General features: G+C 71.1%; 23 protein-coding genes. 12 read left to right on the top strand and 11 right to left on the bottom strand.

What is annotated here, in order from left to right; genetic code table 11:
* Window positions 1-102: 102 nt before the first annotated feature.
* Window positions 103-612: a nuclear transport factor 2 family protein gene (locus tag OG446_RS03740; RefSeq protein WP_328892673.1), complete on the bottom strand. Its 510-nt coding sequence runs from the start codon at window positions 610-612 to the stop codon at window positions 103-105.
* Window positions 613-734: 122 nt separating this feature from the next.
* Window positions 735-1601, bottom strand: coding sequence for a universal stress protein (locus OG446_RS03735; protein WP_328892672.1), 867 nt, complete (start codon window positions 1599-1601; stop codon window positions 735-737).
* 231 nt (window positions 1602-1832) lie between these two features.
* Here OG446_RS03735 and OG446_RS03730 point away from each other — a divergent pair, with 231 nt between their 5' ends.
* The 3 genes from OG446_RS03730 to OG446_RS03720 all read left to right on the top strand — a co-directional run bounded on the left by OG446_RS03730 (window position 1833) and on the right by OG446_RS03720 (window position 3278).
* Window positions 1833-2219: a hypothetical protein gene (locus OG446_RS03730; protein ID WP_328892671.1), complete on the top strand. Its 387-nt coding sequence runs from the start codon at window positions 1833-1835 to the stop codon at window positions 2217-2219.
* 69 nt (window positions 2220-2288) lie between these two features.
* Window positions 2289-2909: a flavin reductase family protein gene (locus tag OG446_RS03725; protein WP_328892670.1), complete on the top strand. Its 621-nt coding sequence runs from the start codon at window positions 2289-2291 to the stop codon at window positions 2907-2909.
* A gap of 210 nt (window positions 2910-3119) precedes the next feature.
* The gene (locus tag OG446_RS03720) at window positions 3120-3278 is read left to right on the top strand and encodes a hypothetical protein (protein ID WP_328892669.1); all 159 of its coding nucleotides are present in this window, start codon (window positions 3120-3122) and stop codon (window positions 3276-3278) included.
* 103 nt (window positions 3279-3381) lie between these two features.
* Here the strand turns inward: OG446_RS03720 and OG446_RS03715 are convergent, their stop codons facing one another.
* The 4 genes from OG446_RS03715 to OG446_RS03700 all read right to left on the bottom strand — a co-directional run bounded on the left by OG446_RS03715 (window position 3382) and on the right by OG446_RS03700 (window position 7958).
* A complete protein-coding gene (locus OG446_RS03715) occupies window positions 3382-3606 on the bottom strand; it encodes a hypothetical protein (RefSeq protein ID WP_136326307.1) in 225 nt (74 codons plus the stop codon).
* Between the two features lie 155 nt (window positions 3607-3761).
* Complete coding sequence (locus OG446_RS03710; RefSeq protein ID WP_328892668.1) at window positions 3762-5684, bottom strand: pentapeptide repeat-containing protein; 1923 nt, start codon at window positions 5682-5684, stop codon at window positions 3762-3764.
* A gap of 500 nt (window positions 5685-6184) precedes the next feature.
* A complete protein-coding gene (locus tag OG446_RS03705) occupies window positions 6185-7057 on the bottom strand; it encodes an undecaprenyl-diphosphate phosphatase (RefSeq protein WP_328892667.1) in 873 nt (290 codons plus the stop codon).
* Between the two features lie 181 nt (window positions 7058-7238).
* On the bottom strand, window positions 7239-7958 hold the full coding sequence (locus tag OG446_RS03700) for a TVP38/TMEM64 family protein (RefSeq protein ID WP_328892666.1): 720 nt from the start codon (window positions 7956-7958) through the stop codon (window positions 7239-7241).
* Between the two features lie 49 nt (window positions 7959-8007).
* On the opposite strand from OG446_RS03700, the gene OG446_RS03695 reads away from it, so the two are divergent.
* The 4 genes from OG446_RS03695 to OG446_RS03680 all read left to right on the top strand — a co-directional run bounded on the left by OG446_RS03695 (window position 8008) and on the right by OG446_RS03680 (window position 12007).
* Complete coding sequence (locus OG446_RS03695; RefSeq protein ID WP_328892665.1) at window positions 8008-8748, top strand: DNA alkylation repair protein; 741 nt, start codon at window positions 8008-8010, stop codon at window positions 8746-8748.
* 300 nt (window positions 8749-9048) lie between these two features.
* On the top strand, window positions 9049-10218 hold the full coding sequence (tuf, locus tag OG446_RS03690) for an elongation factor Tu (protein WP_328892664.1): 1170 nt from the start codon (window positions 9049-9051) through the stop codon (window positions 10216-10218).
* 75 nt (window positions 10219-10293) lie between these two features.
* Window positions 10294-11139: a patatin-like phospholipase family protein gene (locus OG446_RS03685; protein ID WP_328892663.1), complete on the top strand. Its 846-nt coding sequence runs from the start codon at window positions 10294-10296 to the stop codon at window positions 11137-11139.
* Window positions 11140-11161: 22 nt separating this feature from the next.
* Complete coding sequence (locus OG446_RS03680) at window positions 11162-12007, top strand: spermidine synthase (protein ID WP_328892662.1); 846 nt, start codon at window positions 11162-11164, stop codon at window positions 12005-12007.
* Here the strand turns inward: OG446_RS03680 and OG446_RS03675 are convergent.
* Entirely contained in the window at window positions 11969-13276 is a 1308-nt protein-coding gene (locus tag OG446_RS03675; protein ID WP_328892661.1) for an MFS transporter, read from the bottom strand. The two genes, OG446_RS03680 and OG446_RS03675, sit on opposite strands and share 39 nt — an antisense overlap.
* A gap of 51 nt (window positions 13277-13327) precedes the next feature.
* Complete coding sequence (locus tag OG446_RS03670; protein WP_328892660.1) at window positions 13328-14434, bottom strand: hypothetical protein; 1107 nt, start codon at window positions 14432-14434, stop codon at window positions 13328-13330.
* A gap of 153 nt (window positions 14435-14587) precedes the next feature.
* On the opposite strand from OG446_RS03670, the gene OG446_RS03665 reads away from it, so the two are divergent.
* Together OG446_RS03665 and OG446_RS03660 are read left to right on the top strand one after the other, a co-directional pair.
* Window positions 14588-15025, top strand: coding sequence for a DUF4442 domain-containing protein (locus OG446_RS03665; protein ID WP_328898186.1), 438 nt, complete (start codon window positions 14588-14590; stop codon window positions 15023-15025).
* A 181-nt stretch (window positions 15026-15206) separates the two neighbouring features.
* A complete protein-coding gene (locus OG446_RS03660; RefSeq protein WP_328892659.1) occupies window positions 15207-15863 on the top strand; it encodes a DedA family protein in 657 nt (218 codons plus the stop codon).
* Window positions 15864-15930: 67 nt separating this feature from the next.
* Here OG446_RS03660 and OG446_RS03655 read toward each other — a convergent pair whose 3' ends face one another.
* The gene (locus tag OG446_RS03655; RefSeq protein ID WP_328892658.1) at window positions 15931-16461 is read right to left on the bottom strand and encodes a gamma carbonic anhydrase family protein; all 531 of its coding nucleotides are present in this window, start codon (window positions 16459-16461) and stop codon (window positions 15931-15933) included.
* 169 nt (window positions 16462-16630) lie between these two features.
* On the opposite strand from OG446_RS03655, the gene OG446_RS03650 reads away from it, so the two are divergent.
* The gene (locus OG446_RS03650) at window positions 16631-17368 is read left to right on the top strand and encodes an acyltransferase (RefSeq protein WP_328892657.1); all 738 of its coding nucleotides are present in this window, start codon (window positions 16631-16633) and stop codon (window positions 17366-17368) included.
* A gap of 22 nt (window positions 17369-17390) precedes the next feature.
* Here OG446_RS03650 and OG446_RS03645 read toward each other — a convergent pair whose 3' ends face one another.
* Window positions 17391-18257: an EamA family transporter gene (locus OG446_RS03645; protein ID WP_328892656.1), complete on the bottom strand. Its 867-nt coding sequence runs from the start codon at window positions 18255-18257 to the stop codon at window positions 17391-17393.
* A gap of 93 nt (window positions 18258-18350) precedes the next feature.
* Between OG446_RS03645 and OG446_RS03640 the strand changes: the two genes are divergently transcribed.
* The gene (locus OG446_RS03640) at window positions 18351-18923 is read left to right on the top strand and encodes a helix-turn-helix domain-containing protein (protein ID WP_328892655.1); all 573 of its coding nucleotides are present in this window, start codon (window positions 18351-18353) and stop codon (window positions 18921-18923) included.
* Between the two features lie 44 nt (window positions 18924-18967).
* Window positions 18968-19528, top strand: a complete 561-nt coding sequence (locus OG446_RS03635) for a YbaK/EbsC family protein (RefSeq protein WP_328892654.1) — start codon at window positions 18968-18970, stop codon at window positions 19526-19528.
* Between the two features lie 64 nt (window positions 19529-19592).
* On the opposite strand, the gene OG446_RS03630 is transcribed toward OG446_RS03635, so the two are convergent.
* Window positions 19593-20282: a hypothetical protein gene (locus OG446_RS03630; RefSeq protein WP_328892653.1), complete on the bottom strand. Its 690-nt coding sequence runs from the start codon at window positions 20280-20282 to the stop codon at window positions 19593-19595.
* Window positions 20283-20342: the final 60 nt, after the last annotated feature.

The following is a 20342-nucleotide window of genomic DNA, read 5'->3' as shown; positions in this document are numbered from 1 at the left end:
CGGGTGGCAGGCGGTATCCGGAATCCGATTCCTCCGTCGTGCCCCCAGTGTGGGGCAGCGGAGGCGGGCCGGGGCGGTTCACCGGGCGGTTCGCCCGGTGGATCATCCGGCGGCGAGGGAGCCCGACAGGTCCCGCCACTTCTCGTGGACCGTCACGCCCTGGATCCGCCAGCCACCGTCGGTCCGCAGCAGCTCGAAGGCGTAGCGCCCGCCGGAGACGAAGTTCGGGGCGGTCGGACGGTCCGCCGAGCCGGTGTCCCCGCCCCGTTCCGCCTCCGGTCCGCTCACGAGCCGCATCGGGTTCATGTAGTCGGCCTGCAGCCGGGCACGGTCGCCCGGATAGCCGCCGAGGTCCTGAAGGTCCAGGCGCCGGTTGACGATCAGGTGCTGCCGTACGGGAAAGAGCAGCAAGGTTTCCGAGAGCCAGTCCGCGACCTCGGCGGCGGGGCCCTCGATGCCGCCCGCGGTGCGGTAGTCGGCGCGGCCGTCCGCGGTGAACAGGGCCCGGTAGTCCGTCCACGCACCGTCGTCCACCGCCACGGCGTAGCCGGTGATCACTGCATCGATGGAGATCCGGTCCATCACGGTCGAGAGATCCACACGCTGCGTCATCGGGTCAGTGTGGGCCCCTGGACGCCAGGGGCCAAGTGGCGTGCACCCGCGGCGGCCTGCGAAGGGCGGAATCCGGCCGGGAACGGCCCACGGAAGAGCTCGGTGGCGGCGCGCGAAGGAGGTCAGCAGGGCACCACTGCCACCGGCCCCAGGGCGTGCGTGAGCGTGGTCTGGGCGACCGGGGAGAGCCCGAGCCCGAGGGACTCGCCGCCCTTGCGCCGGCCGATCACCGTCAGGGCCGCGGTCGCCGACGCGGTGACCAGGGTGCGCGACGCGGAGCCGTGGACGGGCTCCTTCACGACCTCCACCTGCGGATACTTCTCGCGCCGGCCCGCTGTCAGCTCGGCGAGCGACCGCTCCGCCGAGTCGGCCGCCGCCTCCCGGTCGAACACGGGGCCACCGGAGAGCATCGACGAGAACATCGTCCAGCCGTGCACGATCCGCAGCCGCGCACCGGGCCGGGCCGCCGCCGTCTCGAAGGCGAACTCCAGCACCGCCTCGCTGCTCTCGTCCGCGGCCACCCCCGCCACGACGTCACGGAAGACCTCAGGGCTGTTCCCGTCCGGCTCCTCGTCCGGCCGCCCGCCGTTGATGACGACCACGGGGCACATGGCCATCGAGGCGGTCGCCAGGCTGTTGGAGCCCAGCATCAGGGAACGGAACCCGCCCAGTCCGCGGGAGCCGACCACCACCAGCGACGCGTCGCGGCTGAGCGAGACCAGTGCGGCCGAGGGGAAGTCGAGCGGTGCGAGCGTGGTGGGGCGCAACCCGGGAGCGACCCGTTCCACACGTTGCACGGACCGGGCGAGGAGTTCCTCCGCCTCGCGCTGCTGCGCTTCCTGGCCGGTACGCCGGGTCAGGAGGCGGACGTGCACGACCACCAGCGGGAGCCCCCGCCCGGACGCCTCGCGGGCCGCCCAGTCCAGCGCGTCGTCGCTGTGCGTGGACCCGTCGACCGCGGCGATCACGGGAAGCTCGGTTCCGGTCATGGATGCCTCCTGAGTGCGGTGGTGCCTGCCCCGGCCCGCGCACGCCGCACGGCGCCCGCAGGCCCCCGGCCCGTTCCTCCGGACCCGGTCGGCCTGCCTCGTACGCTACGGCCGGTCGGCGCCCGTCGCAGGGGGAGGCGCGACGGGGGCCTGGGTACGCCGGTCCGGCACGGCCGGCGACGGGCGCCGGTTGTCCTCGTCGGCCGGTGCGCCTGCGCCTATGCTCGCGGGATGGAGCAGAGCGAAGTCGTGAAACGTGTGATCGGCATCCTCACCGAAGCGGGCGAGATGCGCCGCCTCTTGGAGGAGGACCCGGAACGTGACGACCCCAGCACCGATTCGACCGTGGTGACCGCCCTTCTCAACGAGACGATGCCACGGATCGCGATCCCCGAGGACGCCACGATCGAGGACGTGGTGGTCCTGGTCGGCCGGGAGGTCGGCGGGGCGGTGGAGCAACTCGTCGGGGCGTTCACGCTGGCGTTCGCGATGCTGGCGCAGGTGCACGACTCGGGCCAGACGGACGTGTCGTCCGCCGATGTGCTCCAGGACCTGGCCCTGAGGGCCGAGCAGTTCGGCTCCGAGGGCCCGGGAGGCCCGGGGGACACGGAGGTTTAGCACGGCGGGAGAGCCGGGAGACGCGGGAGAGCGGGAGATCCGGACGCCGTACTCGGCATACTCGGCGTCATGCGTATCGACTTCGATCCCGGCGCCACCGACACCGGCACGTTCTACCGGCTGCTCACCGCCGTGGTCGTTCCCCGGCCCATCGCGTGGGTCTCCACGGTCACCCCGGACGGCAAGACGGCCAATCTGGCGCCCCACTCCTTCTTCACGATCGCGTGCGTCAGCCCGCCCGTCGTGCAGTTCACCTCGGTCGGGCGCAAGGACACCCTGCGCAACATCGAGGCGACGGGCTCCTTCGTCGTGAACTTCGCCCCGGAACACCTCTTCGAGCAGATCAACGCCACGGCGACCGACTTCCCGCGCGGCGTCAGCGAGTTCGAGGCCGTGGGCGTCGAGCGGGAGCCCAGCCTGCGGGTGAAGCCGCCGCGCGTGGCGGGGGCGCCGGTCGCGCTCGAGTGCGAGCTGCACAGCACGGTCCTGCTCGGCGACTCCACCGTCGTGTTCGGGCGGGTGGTGCATGCCGCGGTCGACGAGGACGTCATGACGGACGGGCATCCGGAAGTCACCGCACTCCGCCCGCTGACCCGGCTGGGCAAGGACGAATGGGGCACCTTCGGAGGCGTACGGGAGATCTCCCGCATCCCGTACGCCCGCTGGCAGGAGGACCGCGACGCCCGCTGACACGGCTGTGCAGGCGAATGGCGGGCGGACCGGGCGACGGCGGCTACGGCCGGGCCCGTGACAACGGATACTCTCAGCATGCCTCGTCGGATACCGGTGCCCTGGTGGGTGTGGGGCCGGGACGGTGCCACACCCCGTCGCCGCCGCGTTCCGAAGGACCGGACGGCGTCCCGGGGCCCCAGAACAACTGCGAAGCAACAGGAGACCCCGATGGCTGATACCCCGCCCCGCCAGGTTCAGCGGCGCTCGGACGAGAGCGCGGCGGGCTCGGCGTCCGAGGCCCCGGGCCGCGCCGAGGCCGTACCGACACCGCGCTACCAGGGGCTGTTCGTCGAACCCGATCTTCCGCCCTTCGCCGAGACCGAGTGACATCACCCGCGTCGAGGCCCGCGCTGCCCCCGTTTCCCGCTCCGCGGGGCGGGGGCAGCGCGGTGTCCGGGCTCCTCGTACCGGCAGACGGAGCCCGGCGCGCTCAGGCCGCTGCGAAGTCGTGGGCGGCGGCGCCCTGCCACTCGACGAGGGACGGTGTGTCGAGGGCACGTGCCGGGTCCGCCATGCCGGCGTCGGCGAGGAACACGATGACATCGTGATCGCTGTGCGCGAGCCCGAGCCGCTCCTCGCGACCGGCGATGTGCACGGTGACGAGCCGGGCGCCGGACGGTGTCGGTCGATGGATCACAATCGGGGGAGTAGCCATACCTCCAGCGTGGCCCCAGGCGCCCGCGCCCGCATCCGAAACCGGCGGGGCGCTTCAGTCCGTGCACCCGGCCTGCGCCAACGCAGCGAGGGCCCACCTGAACGACAGGAGCTGAGAAGCCGGCCGGGCCCCACGGCCGGCGGACACCACTCGGTTCAGCGTTTGATGCGGCCACGAATGGCAAGGGCGGCCAGCGCGAGCAGGACGGGCTCCAGGAAGCGGCTGATCATCTCCGTGTACGTGCCCCAGGTGGTGAGGTCCTGGCCGCTGGTGCGGAACACGACGGAGTTCAGGACCACCTGCACGGCCTTGTCGAAGCGCTCCCCGGTGAACCGATCGGTGACAGGCAGAGTCAGCCGTGCGTCCTCCTTGCCCACGACCAGCGTCACCTGCCCCCCGCCGGCGGGGACAGTACCCGTGGCGACTTGCTCGGGTGACGAGTCGGGGAGGCCGAGGCCCAGCATGAGCACGATGGTGACCGCCATCGCTGCGAGCAGCCAGCCGATGGCGCGGGATGCGCGCAAGCCGTAGCCGGAGAGCAGCCAGTACCCCCGGAGAAGGAAGCGCTCGCCGGTCGTCGTATCGACGCGGTCGTGGCGGCGCATCTCCATCTCGCCGTAGTAGAAGTCGGCTGCCCCGGGCTCGTTCTTGCCGTCCTCGAACGCCTTGCGCAACTGCCGGTAAAGGGTTGCCACGTCTTCCGGGTCAGGGGTGAGATCCGGGCTGGGGTGGGCCGGACCGGTGCGCCAGACACGGGGGGAGGGATGCCGGCCATCCGGCAGTGCGGGTTGGCCGGCGACCTGCGCGCGCCAGTGGTGTTCCTCGGCCAGGGTGCGTCGACTGCTCCACCGGTACGGACAGATGAGATAGCGGCGGTGCAGGCCGGTGGGAGTGGGGGCGAAGGTGCAGCGGCCTTCCAGACGGAGCTGGTCGAGGTGGAAGGCCCCGGCGAACAGGCAGTCGACAAGATCGATGTCCGTCAGGACCAGGTGTGCGGCGTCCACCCCGCGCACCGAGGACACCCGCACTCCGCTTCGGGAGCCCCGAAGCAGGTCTTCCCTCACCTCGATGCCGCCCCCGGCGTTGAAGAGCGTCGGATGGGCCGTGACCGCCACTGGATTGGTCAGCACCGCATGACTCAGGTTCACCGTGGCGTGGCGAAGGCGAAGGGTTGCCGTCGATTCCCAACGAGTCCTCTCGAAGCGCACCGCAACGGCCGCGATCTCCAGTGATACGGGAACCTCGAAAACCGAACCGGACAGATCGATCTCCTTGGCACACTCCATCGGCCCGAACCGGGTCGTCCGTGCGAAGAGCGCGCCGCTGAAGTCGGCGCTGGAGAACCGCGCCCCGTCGAACTCGGTCTCCCCGGAGAATATGGCCGCGCCGAAGCCGGCATCGCTGGAGAATTCGGCCCTGACGAAGTGTGCAGGGCCGGAGAACTGGACCCGGGCGAAGTCGACTTGCGCGGAGAACATTGTCGCGCCGAAGCCGGCGTCGCCTGCGAACTCTGCCCCTGCGAATGAGGTGTAGCTGGAGAACCGCGCCGCAGTGTACCCAGCGCTTCCGGAGAACCTGGCCCCGATGAACATGGCCTGTCCGTCGAACTTCGCGCCGTAGAATCTGGCCGTACCGGAGAACTGTGCGTCGTCGAACGCGGCGGCGCCGGCGAACTGTACCTGGTCATACGTCGCCTGAGCGTCGAACCTCGCCTTGCTGAACCCGGCTTGCCTGGAGAACTGTGCATCGGCGAATCCGACGACCTCATGGAAATGGGTTCCGTCGAAGCAGGCATCGCCAAGGAACTGCACCTCGGTGAACGAGGCTCTTTCGTAGAATTCCGCCCCGCTGAGTCTGGCAGTTCCGGAGAAGATCGCCCTGTCGAATGCGGCCTCGTGGAACTCCGCCCCTCTGAAGTCAGCTTCGCCGATCCGGGCGCGACCGGCTTCGGGGTCATGGAGGGCCTGAAGGAGGCGATCGAGGAGGTGGCCGGGGAAGGGGGTGCACCGGTGATCGATGCTGGAGCCGGGGACCAGTCCGGCGAAGTAGGCTGCGCGACCCGCTTCGGCGGCGTGCATGAGGCAATAGCCTTGATCCGGGATGCGGACGCCCCGGCAATTGGCGGTCGAGCACGTGCTCCCCGGTGCAGGACTCATGACAGCGACCCCTTGTCGACTCACGGTGGACAGGAGGACTGTCTGAGTGCCGATCCCCTGACCGACCGAGCGTAGCGAATCGACCCCAACTCGCTTTTGGGCCAGGGGCTTCGGCTCGGTGAACCGGTCGGCCTCTTCGGGCCGCTCGCCGGACCGACCGGGTATGAAGCTGCTTCGCGTGAGGCTTGCAGTCCCGGCGGGGCGCCTGCCACCTGCCGCCAGTGACGGGCTTCAGCAGACGCAGGAAGGGTGTGGCGGCTTCAACAGCCCGATGGCCACGCCAACACCCCCCGCCCCTGCCCCTGCCCCCGCTCCCCGTCCCGGATCGGGAGGCAAGCGGGAGAGAGGCGGGAGATGATCATGAAGCGCAGAGGTGCGGAGGCGTCCGGAATTGCTGAAAGGCGCTGGACACGCCCACGTGATCAGCCCGCGGACTCACCCGCGTGCGGGCTCAGGGACCCCGCGCCGACCAGGATGAACAGCACGATGCCCAGAATGATCCGGTAGATCACGAACGGCATGAAGCTCTTGGTCGTGATGAACTTCATGAACCAGGCGATGACCACGTATCCCACGCCGAAGGCGATGAACGTCGCGAAGATCGTCGGCCCCCAGGACACGTGACCTTCGCCCGCGTCCTTGAGCTCGAAGACACCGGAGGCGAGCACGGCCGGGATCGCGAGCAGGAACGAGTAACGTGCCGCCGCCTCACGGGTGTACCCCATGAGCAGACCGCCACTGATCGTCGCACCCGACCGGGAGACGCCCGGAATGAGGGCCATCGCCTGGCAGAAGCCGAAGATCAGGCCGTCCTTGACGCCGAGTTCCTTGAGCGACTTGCGCTCCTTGATGGCCCGGTGCTTGCCGCCGGCCTCGTCGCGCGCGGCCAGGCGGTCGGCGATGCCGAGGACGATGCCCATCACGATCAGGGTGGTGGCGATCAGCCGCAGATCGCGGAACGGGCCCTCGATCTGGTCCTTGAACGTCACACCCAGCACGCCGATGGGAATGGAGCCGACAATGACCAGCCAGCCCATCTGCGCGTCGTGGTCGCCGCGCATCGAGCGGTCCGTCAGCGACTTGAACCATGCCGAGACGATGCGGACGATGTCCTTGCGGAAGTAGATGAGGACTGCGGCCTCCGTGCCGATCTGGGTGATCGCGGTGAACGCCGCGCCAGGATCGTGCCAGCCGGCGAATGCCGCGGTGAGCCGCAGATGCGCGCTGGAGGAGATCGGCAGGAACTCGGTCAGTCCTTGAACGAGGCCGAGGACGAACGATTCGAACCAGCTCATGGGGCTTGGGCCATCCCGGAGTGATCATGCATCGGCCGACGGCGTCGAACCGTCGGCGGCGTGCGGATTGCGGTCGTGCGATGACAGGGCCGCACCGGGCCCGGAGATCGTCAGTCGGTCGCGGGCAGCGTATCGCCCCCGGATGAACAGGGGGACGACTGCCCCCGCGCTGCCCGCCGCGTCACTCCGCGCCGAGCCGGTGGCGCCGCCGCCAGGCGACCACGGCCCCGCCGGCGCCCGTCAGCACGATGAAGCCCATCGCGGCCAGGAAGGCGGGTGAGGTCGGGGAGGAGGCCGAGCTCCCCGCGACGACGTACGCGGCCGTGTTCGGGATCGATCCGAGGCCGGTTGCGACGAGGAAGGGCGGATACCCCATGCGCGAGACCGCGGCGCAGTAGTTGGCGGCGGCGAACGGCACCCCGGGGAACAGCCGCAGCGCCAGCATCGAACGGAAACCGTGCCTGCTCAGCTGGCCGTCCGCCGCACGCATCCAGCGCCCGCGCAGCAGCGTACGCAGCGCCTCCTGGCCCAGTACCCGGCCGAGCATGAACGAGATGCCCGCGCCGAGCACCGTGCCCGCCAGGGCCGCCGCCAGTCCCGCCTGCGAGCCGAACAGCGCACCGGCGGCGAGGTTGAGCAGCGGTCTCGGTACGAAGGCCACCGTGCAGACGCCGTACGCGAGGCCGAAGAGCACGACCGCGGCGGCCCCGCCGCTCAGCTGGGCCGGCCAGCCCGAGGCCAGCAGCCGCTGGGGCTCCAGGAGCAGCATCGTCGACGCGGCGGCCAGCAGGACGGCCACGAGCAGGGAGAACCGGGACCAGGGCGACAGCAGCACCCGCGTGCAGCGCACGGCGAGGCCACCGGAGGGCCGGGCGGCAGGAACGGGGACGGGGTCGAGCATTCGGGGAGAGTAACCGAATCCTTGAGGTGATCGCCGTAACGTAACCGTTATGAGCCATGGAGCCGAACCGGACCCGCAGCGCGCCGAAGCGCCCCCCGGGCCGCCCGGGAGCACGCTCGCCGACACGGTGCTGGAGCGGCTGACCCTGCTGTACCCCACGGCCGCTGACCCCGTACGCGCCCGGTCGGCCGCCGCGTACATGAAGCACGTCCAACCGTTCCTCGGCATTCCCACGCCCCGCCGCCGCGCGCTGTCCCGGTCCGTCCTCGAAGGCACGCCGCGCCCCGACGAGCGGGACTGTGCGGCGATCGCGCTGCGCTGCTGGGCGTTGCCCGAACGCGAGTACCGGTACTTCGCCGCCGACTACCTGCGCCGTCATGTCGCACGCTGCTCGTCCGGATTCGTTCCGGTGCTGCGCCGTCTGGTCACCACCGAGCCCTGGTGGGACACCGTCGACACCCTGGCCGCCCATGTCGCGGGGCCGCTGGTGGCCGCCGACCCGGAGCTGCGGCGGACCATGGACGAGTGGATCGAGGACGACGACCTCTGGATCGCCCGCACCGCGCTGCTGCACCAGCTCCGCTTCAAGGAGGCCACCGACGCGCACCGGCTCTTCGCCTACTGCCTGCGCCGCGCGGACCATCCCGACTTCTTCATCCGCAAGGCGATCGGCTGGTGCCTGCGCGAGTACGCCAAGACCGCCCCGCAGGCCGTACGCAACTTCGTCGACGGTGCCAGGGACCGGCTGGCGCCGCTGTCCGTACGAGAGGCCACCAAGCACCTGCGATGAGTGCCGGGGCCAACCTCCGTACCGCTCGCCGAAATTCGCTCGACGGGCCGACGGCCGTCGGAGATGATCGAGCCATGTTCCGGTACGCCTTCCTCGCAGCGCAGTCCGCAGTCGCGGACACGCCGGAGGCTGCCGTGAGCCCCCTCGCAGCAGTTGTCGCAGCAGCGTGCACCGCTGCCGCAGCGCCCCTCGGCGGCGCCCGAAGCTGACCCTCCCCCGACTGTCCGGCGGACCCCGCAAGGGGAGGGTCGGCCGGGCCCCGGGGTCCCCTCTCCAGCTTCGCTTCCCAAGGAACTCACCATGCCCAAGACGGCATACGTCCGCACCAAGCCGCACCTCAACATCGGCACCATGGGGCACGTCGACCACGGCAAGACCACCCTGACCGCCGCCATCACCAAGGTCCTCAGCGACCGGGGCACCGGCACGTTCGTCCCGTTCGACCGCATCGACCGGGCGCCCGAGGAGGCGCAGCGCGGCATCACCATCAACATCGCGCACGTCGAGTACGAGACCGGCACCCGCCACTACGCGCACGTCGACATGCCCGGACACGCCGACTACATCAAGAACATGGTCACCGGTGCCGCCCAGCTCGACGGGGCGATCCTCGTCGTCTCCGCGCTGGACGGGATCATGCCGCAGACCGCGGAGCACGTGCTGCTCGCCCGTCAGGTGGGCGTCGACCACATCGTGGTCGCGCTGAACAAGGCCGACGCGGGTGACCCCGAGCTGACCGACCTGGTCGAGCTGGAGGTGCGCGAGCTGCTGTCCGCGCACGGGTACGGCGGCGACACCGTGCCCGTCGTGCGGGTGTCGGGTCTGCGGGCGCTGGAGGGCGACCCACGCTGGACCTCGGCCGTCGAGGCGTTGCTCGACGCCGTCGACACGTACGTGCCGATGCCGGTGCGCTACACCGACGCGCCGTTCCTGCTGTCCGTGGAGAACGTCCTGACCATCACCGGCCGGGGCACCGTCGTCACCGGTGCGGTGGAGCGTGGCACCGTGCGCGTCGGCGACCGGGTGTCCGTGCTCGGTGCCGGCATCGAGACGGTCGTGACCGGTCTGGAGACCTTCGGCAAGCCGATGGAGTCCGCCGAGGCCGGTGACAACGTCGCCCTGCTCCTGCGCGGAGTCGAGCGCGACCGGGTGCGACGCGGGCACGTCGTGGCGGCGCCCGGCAGTGTGACACCGAGCCGGCGCTTCACCGCGCAGGTGTACGTCCTGTCGGGGCGCGAGGGCGGCCGCACCACTCCGGTCGCCACCGGCTACCGGCCGCAGTTCTACATCCGCACCGCCGACGTCGTCGGCGACGTGGACCTCGGAGCGGTCGCGGTCGCGCGCCCCGGCGAGACGGTCACCATGACCGTCGAGCTGGGCCGCGACGTGCCGCTGGAGTCCGGTCTGGGCTTTGCCATCCGTGAGGGCGGCCGCACCGTCGGCGCGGGCACCGTCACCGGACTGCTCTGAGAGGTACGGCTGTTCAGGGTCCGTCGCCCGCACCCCGGGGGCGGCGGGCCCGCCGCCGTGCGCCAGACTGACGGCATGACAGAGACAGCACTGGTGCTCGGTGCCGGCGGCATCACCGGGAGCGCCTGGGAGACCGGAATCCTTCACGGCCTCGCGAAAGCGGGACTGGACCTGTCCACCGCCGATGTGATCATCGGCAGCTCGGCCGGTGCGGTCGTCGGGGCACAGCTCGCCTCCGGGCTGATCGGCCTGCCGCAGCTGTACGAACTCCAGCTGGCCGAAGCCGGCGCCGAGCGGGGCGGCAGACTCGGCGCGGTCACCGTCCTGCGCTACGCACGGGCCGTGCTGACCTCGCGCACCCCGCAGGCGTACGGGCAGAAGCTGGCCCGCATGGCCCGCGAAGCCCGTGTCGGCCTCTCGCCGGAGGAGCGGCGCGCGGTCATCGCGAGCAGGCTGCTGTCGCCGGAGTGGCCGCAGCGCCCGCTGCGCGTCACCGCGGTCGACGCGGTCACCGGTGAGCTGCACACGTTCGACAAGGACAGCGGGGTGTCACTGGCCGACGCCGTCACCGCGAGCTGCGCCGTCCCTGCCGTCTGGCCCGTGGCCTCCTTCGGCGGACGGTCCTGGATCGACGGCGGTGTGCACTCCCCGGCCAACGCCCACCTGGCCGCCGGATACGAGCGGGTCGTCGTCATCGCGCCGACGGCCTCCGGCAACAAGGTGATCGCGTCGCCCCGCTCCCAGGCCGACGCACTGGCCGCGCAGGGTGCCCGGACCGTCGTCATCACCCCGGACGCCGCGGCGAAGAAGGCCTTCGGCCGCAATCCGCTCGACCCCAGCAGCCGGGCCGCCGCCGCGCGCGCCGGACTCGCCCAGTCGGCAGCGCACACCGAAGCCGTCGCCGCGGTCAGGAACAGCTGATCCCACGCCGCACAATGGTGTCGTGAACGAGTCGATACCCGTCATCCGCGACGTGGACCACGGCACCGCCAGGCTGCTCCCCGACGTGGACCGGGAGCGGGCCTGGCTGCTCACCGTCGACGGCGCACCCCAGTCGTACGTCGACCTGGACGCGCCGGAGCACCTCGAATTCGAGTACGCGCGACGGCTGGCCCACGTCGTGGACTGCGCGGCCGGAGCGGGCGCGCCGCTGGATGTCCTGCACCTCGGCGGCGGCGCCCTCACCCTGCCCCGCTACGTCGCAGCGACCCGGCCCGGTTCCCGTCAGGACGTCGCCGAGGCGGACCGCGGGCTGCTCGGCCTCGTCACGGAACACCTGCCGTTGCCCGAGCGCAGCGGAATCACGGTGTACGCGGCGGACGCCCGCAGGCAGCTGGAGGAGACGGCCCCCGGCTCGGTGGACCTGGTGATCGCGGACGTCTTCGGCGGCTCGCGGGTACCGGCCCACCTGACGTCCGTGCCCTACGCCGAGGCTGCGGCACGGGCCCTGCGCGCGGGCGGGATCTACGCGGCCAACCTGGCCGACGGGGCGCCCTTCGGTTTCCTGCGCTCGCAACTGGCGACCTTCGCGACCGTTTTCGGGGAGCTGGCCCTGATCGCCGAGCCCGCCGTGCTGCGGGGGAGGCGCTTCGGCAACGTGGTCCTCGTCGCGTCCCGAGAGCCCTTCGACACGGCCGCGCTCACCCGCCGCTGCGCCGCCGACGCGTTCGCGGCCAGGGTCGCGTACGGAGATGCGGTCGCCGCACTCCTCAAGGGCGCGCGGCCGGTGGGCGACGACGAGGCGGTCGCCTCACCCGAGCCGCCCGACGGGGCTTTCGGCATCGGCTGACGCCGGCGGGACCTTGGCGAGCACCTCGGCGGACGTGGTCCGGCGGGTCAGGTTGCGTACGTCCGGTACGAACAGCACCGCGCCGGTGACCAGGACGACCAGACCCGCACAGCCCCACAACGCCTGACTGCGGCCGACCATCGACTCCACCGGGCCCGCGAGCGCGGTGGCGACCGGCACCATGGCGACCGAGCCGAACCAGTCGTACGCCGCGACCCGGGACAGCTTCTCCTCCGGGATCTCCTGGTGCATGGCCGTCATCCAGGAGACGCCGAACACCTCGATGGCCGCCCCGCTGACGAACATCACCAGGCAGAGCCCCTCCACCGGCAGCGGGACGGCGAGCCCCGCCGAGGGCAGGGCGAGCGGGAAGACGCAGAGTGTTCCGGCGAGCAGCAGCCGCCGCGGCTTCCACCGCACCATCAGCAGCCCCCCGGCCACCGTGCCGACCCCGAACGCGGCGAGCGCGAAACCCCAGGGACGGGCGCCCCCGAGCTCCTCCTGGGCGACCAGCGGCCCGTAGACCGCCTCCGCGGCCCCGACCGCGGCGACGACCACGGAGAACTGCGCCACGACGGCCCAGAGCCAGGGACGCCCGATGAACTCCTGCCAGCCGTCCCGCAGGTCGGCGAGCAGGCCACCACCCGGCTCCCGGGCGGGGATGTGACTGACGTCGAGGAAGGCGCGCAGCGCACCCGCCAGGGCGAAGGCGGCGGCATCGACGGCCAGCACCCAGCCCGGATCCATCGCGGCGATCATCGCCCCGCCGAGCGCCGCCCCGCCGATGGCCGCGCCCTGCATGGACATCCTGAAGAGGGCGAAGGCCCGACTTGCCTGTTCACCGCTGACGCTGGACATCAGCATGCCCTCGGCCGCAGGGCTGAAGAAGGCCTGTCCGGTCCCGCACAGCGCGGTCAGCAGCATCATCTGCCAGAGCTGCGGGTCACCGGCCAGGACCAGCCAGGCGAAGACGCCCTGGGAGACACAGTTCAGGGTGTTGGCCGCGACCATCACGCGATGGCGCGGCAGCCGGTCGGCTATCGCTCCGCCGATGAGCAGGAAGAGCACCAGCGGCGCGGTCCTGGCGGCGGCCACCAGACCGACGTCCCCGCCGTCGCCGCCGGACTGCAGAACCGCGAACGCCGCCGCGATCAGCGCGCCATGGGTGCCCAGGCCGGTGATGATCGCGGCGGCGGTCAGCAGCCGGTAGTTGCGGCCCGCCGGGATGGGGCGGTCCGGGCGGGGTGCGGGGTCGGCTGCGTCAGTCACTCAGGGACTATCGCGGCAACGACCTCGTTGTGCCAAATACGTTTCCGCCGGTCAGGACTTGGTGATCTTGACCAGGCGCACCGTGCTGAGGATCTTCTGCACCGTGGCTTCCGGCAGTTCGCCCTCGACGCCGGCCGCGGCGTACAGCACCCAGGAGGAGAAGGCGCCGCTGCTGTTCTTGAAGGTGAAGGCGTAGGTCTTGCCGTCGCTGTCACACTTCTTCTTCTTGGTGACGTTCGGGGCGGTGGCCGTGACCAGGCTGCCCGTCAGGCCCGACGTGGTGGTGTACTGCTTGGCCTTGCTGATCTTGATGGTCTTCTTCGGCATGTGCTGGGCGTAGGCGCCCCAGGCCCAGGTGCCCGCCTCGTTCCTGGCGTTCAGGGCGGCGTCCGTGGCGCCTTCCGCGCCGCGGGTGCCGGTACCGGCGAGGCTGTAGTTCTCCTTGGTGCCGTCCTTGTCGAAGTCGTCGACGCACCACTTCTTCTTGAGGTCCGCCGGCGCGGAGAAGCCGATCAGCGGCGAGCCGTCACCCTTCGCGTCGTCCTCGAAGTACGAGAACGTGCCGGGGGACCCGACCTCCCAGTCGCCGGGCACGTCGAACTGCGTGCCCCACTTGGGGTTGGTCACGACCTTCCAGCCCGCGATGAGCGGCTTGGCCTCCGCGTCCTCGCCCCGTGGGTTCGCCACCGGCGAGGAAGCGGCGTCGGTGGGCTTGGCGGGCGCGGACGACTTCTTGCCGTCGGCGACGTTCTTGCCGTCGTCGTCGTCCTTGTTCAGTACGACGACACCGGTGACCGCCGCGGCCACCACGACCGCGGTCGCCGCGACGATGGCGATGACGGTCGTCTTCTTCTTGTCGTTGCCGGGCTGGGGCCCGCCGGGCGGACCGGGCACCGCGTACTGCGGGACGGTCGGCTGCTGGTACGGATTGGGCTGCTGATACCCCGGCTGACCCTGCTGCGGGTAGCCGTACCCGGGCTGCTGCCCCGGCTGACCCTGCTGCGGATAGCCGTACCCCGGCTGCTGCTGGGGGCCGGGCTGTTGCTGCCCCGGCTGCTGATAGGGGTTCGGCTGTTGGTACCCCGGCTGCTGGTACGGGTTCTGGTTCTGGTCCTGCGGGTTTTGCTCGCCCCCGGGCGGCTGCTGTCCTGGCCACATGGCGAGTAACGATAGAGGGGCGCCGCCCGGGCGGCTATCACCGCCCCCGTGAGCGGACGGTGAAGGATGCGTCCGGGGCGCGGGCGCACGGCCGTGAGCCATGGCCAAATATCTCTACTCGTGAGTAACATCTGGGCCATGAGCGCTGAACAGATGACCGCGGGCGAGATGGTCGCCGCGTCGGTTCCGATGGTCCGGACCCTCAACCTCGAATTCCTGGAGTCCACCGCCGAACGTGCCGTGGTCCGCATGCCGGACCAGGCCGACTTCCACAACCACGTCGGCGGACCGCACGCCGGAGCCATGTTCACCCTCGCGGAATCGGCGAGCGGGGCCATCGTCATGGCCGCGTTCGGTGACCAGCTGACGCGGGCCGTCCCGCTCGCGGTGAACGCCGAGATCGCCTACAAGAAGCTGGCGATGGGCGAGGTCACCGCGACCGCGACGCTCGGCCGCCCGGTGGCCGACGTCGTCGCCGAACTCGACGCGGGCGAGCGCCCCGAGTTTCCCGTGGCCGTCCGGATCCGGCGCGCCGACGGTGCGGTGACCGGTGAGATGACCGTCCTCTGGACGCTGCGCCCGATCGCCTGATTCCGGACCTGCCCGGACGGGGCCGCCACGCACCCGGGAGGGGGCGGGCGGCCCCTCGGGCGTCCGGGGGCGGCCGGTCCCCTTCGCCCTGTCGGGGCCGACGGGGCGACCGGTAGGCTTCCGCCGTGCGCCGAGGAGTTGTCCGGCGGGCGATGAGGACATCACTACGGAGGAACCGGCGTTGCACATCCAGGAGTGGCTGGAGACCGTCCCCGCGATCAGCGTGTACGTCCTGGTGGGCGTCGTCATCGGGCTGGAGAGCCTGGGCATTCCGCTGCCCGGCGAGATCGTGCTGATCAGCGCGGCGCTGCTGGCCGCGGGACACGACGGCATCAACCCGTGGATCCTGGGCGCCTGCGCCACGGCCGGGGCGGTGATCGGCGACTCCATCGGCTACGCCATCGGCCGCAAGGGTGGACGGCCGTTGCTGGCCTGGCTCGGCGGGAAGTTCCCCCGGCACTTCGGTGAAGGCCAGATCGCCATGGCGGAGCGCTCGTTCCAGAAGTGGGGCATGTGGGCGGTCTTCTTCGGCCGCTTCGTCGCACTGCTGCGCATCTTCGCCGGACCGCTCGCGGGCGTCCTGCACATGCCGTACTGGAAGTTCCTGACCGCCAACGTGCTCGGCGGCATCGCCTGGGCGGGCGGCACCACCGCCGTCATCTACTCCGTGGGTGTCGTCGCCGAGGAGTGGCTCAAGCGGTTCTCGTACCTGGGGCTGGCGATCGCCGTTCTGATCGGCCTCGCCTCGATGCTGATCATCAAGAACCGGGCCAAGAAGGCGGCCGCGCAGTCCACGGTGACCGCGCCCGAACCCGAGGCCGTACCGGTCGCCGACTGACGAAGGCCGACCCGGCTGCCCGGGTGGCGACACATGTGCCCCGGCCGTCCGGCCGGGGCCCGAGCGCTCAGTTCTCGTACGCCTGTCGGTGGGCCCTGGCCAGCTCCACGTAACCGACCGCGTTGAACCTGATTCCTTCGAGCTCCTCCTCGGTCAGCTGCCGCTTGACCTTGGCGGGCACGCCCGCGACCAGGGAACCCGGGGGCACGCGCATTCCCTGTGGGACAAGGGCCTGGGCGGCGATCAGCGAACCGGTACCGATGTGGGCGCCGTTGAGCACGGTGGCACCCATACCGACCAGGACGTCGTCCTCGATCGTGCAGCCGTGCAGTACGGCGTTGTGGCCGACCGACACCCGCTCGCCGACCGTCACGGGGAAACCGGGGTCGACGTGGACGCTGCAGTTGTCCTGGATGTTGGAGTCGGCGCCGATGACGATCGGGCCGCAGTCGGCCCGCAGCACCGCCTGGTACCAGAGGCTGGAGCCCGCGGCCATCGTGATCTCACCGATCGCGACCGAGGTCGGTGCGGTGAAGGCATCCGCGTCGATGACCGGCTCCTTGCCGCCCATGGCCGTGATCAACGCCTGCTCTGCCATCGCGCGTCCTCTCGTTCTCCCGTGCCGTGGGGCGCGGCCGCCCGGTCGCCGACCGGCGGTCCCGCCCCGGAAACGGTAAGCGACGGGCCGGGCGCTCCGCGGCCGGGTGGGGCGAAGATCACAGGACGGTGCGGCGATCGCCGATGGGGCGGCCGACTACCGTGTGCGAGTGCCGAAGAACAGAAACACGTTCTCCTCCGTGACCGCCTGGCGGCGGCGCGCTCTGTCCGGGGCCGTCCACCGCTGCTGGCGCTGGGTGCAGAAGACCGGTGCGGTCACGGCGGCGCACCCCGGAGGGCTGCGCTTCCGCCGGATCGGCGAGGGCACCCGGCTGGCCTTCCCGCAGGGCACGGTGTTCGGTGAGCCGTGGATCGAGCTGGGCGCCCACTGCATCATCGGCGAGCAGGTCACCCTGACGGCCGGGCTCATGCCCGATCTCGATCTCGGGTCCGACACCGTGCTGACCCTCGGCGACGGAGTGGTGCTGGGACGCGGCAGCCATGTCGTCGCGGACACCACGGTGACGATCGGCTCGGACACGTACTGCGGACCGTACGTCTACATCACCTCGACCAACCACAGCTACGACGACCCGCGGCAGCCCGTCGGCAAGCAGTGGCCGCGGATGGAGCCGGTGGCCATCGGCCCGGGCTGCTGGATCGGCACCGGGGCGGTGATCCTTCCGGGTGCCAGGCTCGGCCGCAACGTGGTGGTGGCCGCGGGTGCGGTGGTACGCGGTGAGGTGCCCGACCATGCGGTCGTGGCCGGGGCCCCGGCCCGGGTCGTACGCAGCTGGGACCCCGAGAAGGGGTGGCAACCGCCCCTGCGGACACCGGCCCCGGTGCCCATCCCGGCGGGCGTGACGCCCGAACAGCTCCTGGCCGTGGCGGAGCTCGACGAGAGTTGAGGCCCGCCTGCCACCGCCGCCGTCAACCGGTCGCGAGCAGCACCGTGCCCAGCAGCGCGAGGCCGGCGCCCGCGGCCTGTACCCCGCGCAGCCGCTCCCCGAGGAGTCCGCGCGCGGCCAGGGCCGTGACCACCGGGTAGAGCGAGGCCAGCACGGCTGCCACGGTCACCGGTCCGTGCTGCGCGGCGATCGAGTAGCTTCCGTTGGCCGCGACGTCGGCGAGACCCACGAAGGTCAGCGCCGGCAGTGCGGCGACCACCAGGGCGGCGCCCCCCTCCTCGGGCAGGGCGCGTGCCCCGCGCCGCACGGAGGCGTACAGCGCCGCACCGCCCACCGTCACATTGGTGATCCGCTGGACGAAGAGCGCCAGGAACAGTCCGGTCACCGTGGTGGACGCCTCGGCGATGAGGGCCATCACGGCCCCGAAGCCGAACGCCGCGACGAGGGTCAGCAGGACCGCCTGACGCTGCACCGGGGCGCCGCGCAACTGCGGTCCGCCCGCCATCACGACGCCGGCCACGGCGACGGCCACACCCGCGCACTGCAGCAGACCGGGACGCTCGCCGACGGCCAGCCCGATGCTCACGGGCACGGCGACCCCCAGTGAACCGAGCGGTGAGACCACGCCCATCGGGCCGAGCGCCAGGGCCTTGTAGAAGCTCAGCATCGCCACCGGACCCACCGCACCCGCCGCGACGGCGAACCAGAGCCGTGGGCCGGCCTCGCTCCAGCCGCCGGTCGCCATCACGATCACGCCGAGCACGACCGCGGCGATCACCTGCGAGACGACCACCACGGTGAGCGCGGGGGCACGCCGGGTCAGCACCCCGCCGCCGAAGTCGGCCAGCCCCCACAGCAGGCTGGTGGCCAGGGCGAACAGTGCGGTCATGGGCGGGCCTCGCAGTACAGTGCGATGAACGGTGAGTACAGCACACCGTAGTGCAGTATTCGCTACCAAGGCATCCAAAATATTGGACGGAATGTGACGGATCTCGACCAGCTGACCCAGTCCCTCGCCCGGAACCTCAAGCGATGGCGCGGCGAGCGGGGCTTCACCCTGGACGCGCTGGCCGCCCGTGCCGGGGTCAGTCGCGGGATGATCATCCAGATCGAGCAGGCCCGCACCAATCCCAGCGTCGGCACCACGGTCAAGCTCGCAGACGCCCTCGGGATCAGCATCACGACGCTGCTCGACTACGAACGGGGCGCGCCCGTCCGTCTGGTCCCCGAGAGCCAGGCCGTCCGCATGTGGTCCACCGAGGCGGGCAGTTCCACCACGCTGCTGGTCGGAACCGAGGCCCGGGGTCCGCTGGAGCTCTGGTCCTGGCACCTGATGCCCGGCGAGTCGAGCGCGTCCGACCCGCACCCCGAAGGCACCGTGGAACTCCTCCACGTCACCACGGGCACGCTCACCCTGGTGGTCGACGACACCCCGTACGCCGTGCCCGCCGGAGCCTCCGCCACCTTCGAGGCGCACCACCCGCACGCCTACCGCAACGAGGGCTCCGAGCCGGTCCGTCTCACGATGGCCGTGGCGATCCCGCCCGTCAGATGAGACACCCAACCGGCAACGGACCAGGGGCTGTTAGCGTTGCGCGCATGCGCGCCCCGATCGGCTCCTTCGAGGATGCCTGCCCTGCCGCCGAACGTCTCGGACTCCTCACGGCTCCGGTGGCCCGAGCCGTCGAGGGGGGCTGGGGCGGCGTGCCCGCCGAGCAGATCATCCACGTCGACACGGACCCGGAGATCGCCGACACGGCGGCCTTCGTCGCACACCACGGGGCCGATCTGCTGCGCCGGTCCGCCAACTGCGTCGTGGTGGCGGGCAAGCGCGGGGGCGAGGTCACCCTGGCCGCCTGTCTCGTGCTGTCCCACTCCCGCGTCGATGTGAACGGTGCCGTACGCAAGCATCTCGGTGCTCGCAAGGCCTCGTTCGCCCCGATGGAGACGGCGGTCGGCGAGACGGGAATGGAGTACGGCGGCATCACCCCGGTCGGACTCCCCGACGGCTGGCCCCTGCTGATCGACGCCGCCGTGGTGGACGAGGAGTGGGTCCTGGTCGGCAGCGGCACCCGCCGGGGCAAGTTGATCATCACGGGCAAGGCGCTGGCGGCGCTGCCCGGGGCCGTCGTGGTCGAAAGTCTGGGAACCGGCGGCTGACGCTTGTCGGGCGAGGGCTCACCGGACGGGCGTCCGGCTTGCATGTCGTGAGCCCGTCCAAGGGTCAGAATGGTGGAGCGTCGGGGTGGCGGGGCGTACGGTTCGCCCCCTTCAGCAGGTTGATGCAGCGCTCGTGCGTGTCGCCGACCCGGTCGACGACGCGCACCCGTACGAAGACGCTCTCCACCTCCCGCATGGCTCGTTCCGTGAACCAGCTGAGCAGCATGAGTCCCTGTGCGGGTAGGGGGCGGCCCGGCCCGACGAAGTCCAGCCTGAAGTCCTCTCGGTGTTCAAGCCCGCGCGACTCGATGGTGGCTGCAGCGGTATGGACGTCTACCCATTCCGTGCCGTTCCGGCTGTTCTCCTGGCTAGCGGACTCTGTGAACCTGACCTGGTAGCTCATCTCCTGGACGATGGCGACGTCCTGCGCACCGTTGATCATGTGACATCCCCATGCGAGCCGTTCACCGGGTGCTAGTTCGGCCATGGCCCGGCCGAAATACCCCAGCGCAGGCCGTATTGCGCGCGCGTATTGCGCGCGCGCCAGGGATGCGCCCACTGTCGCTATCGTTGCGGTGGTCGCGCTCTGGATGTCGAGCAGCCTGAGTTTCCAGGGCCAGTTGACGGTGAGCCTGTCCGGCAGGTTCTCCCGCAGCACGCTGTAGCACAGGAGCAGCACCGATGCTCCGACGAGAACCAGCACCAACCTGGAGAACAGCCCATTTCTCCGGACTACCCGCTGCGCCGTTTCCATGGCCCCCCGCTCCGTCCCGCAGTCAACGAAGAATCTAGAGGCTTACGCCCATGAGTGACA

Source organism: Streptomyces sp. NBC_00236 (assembly GCF_036195045.1).
Classification (GTDB): domain Bacteria; phylum Actinomycetota; class Actinomycetes; order Streptomycetales; family Streptomycetaceae; genus Streptomyces.
This window is presented reverse-complemented; position numbering and strand designations above follow the sequence as displayed.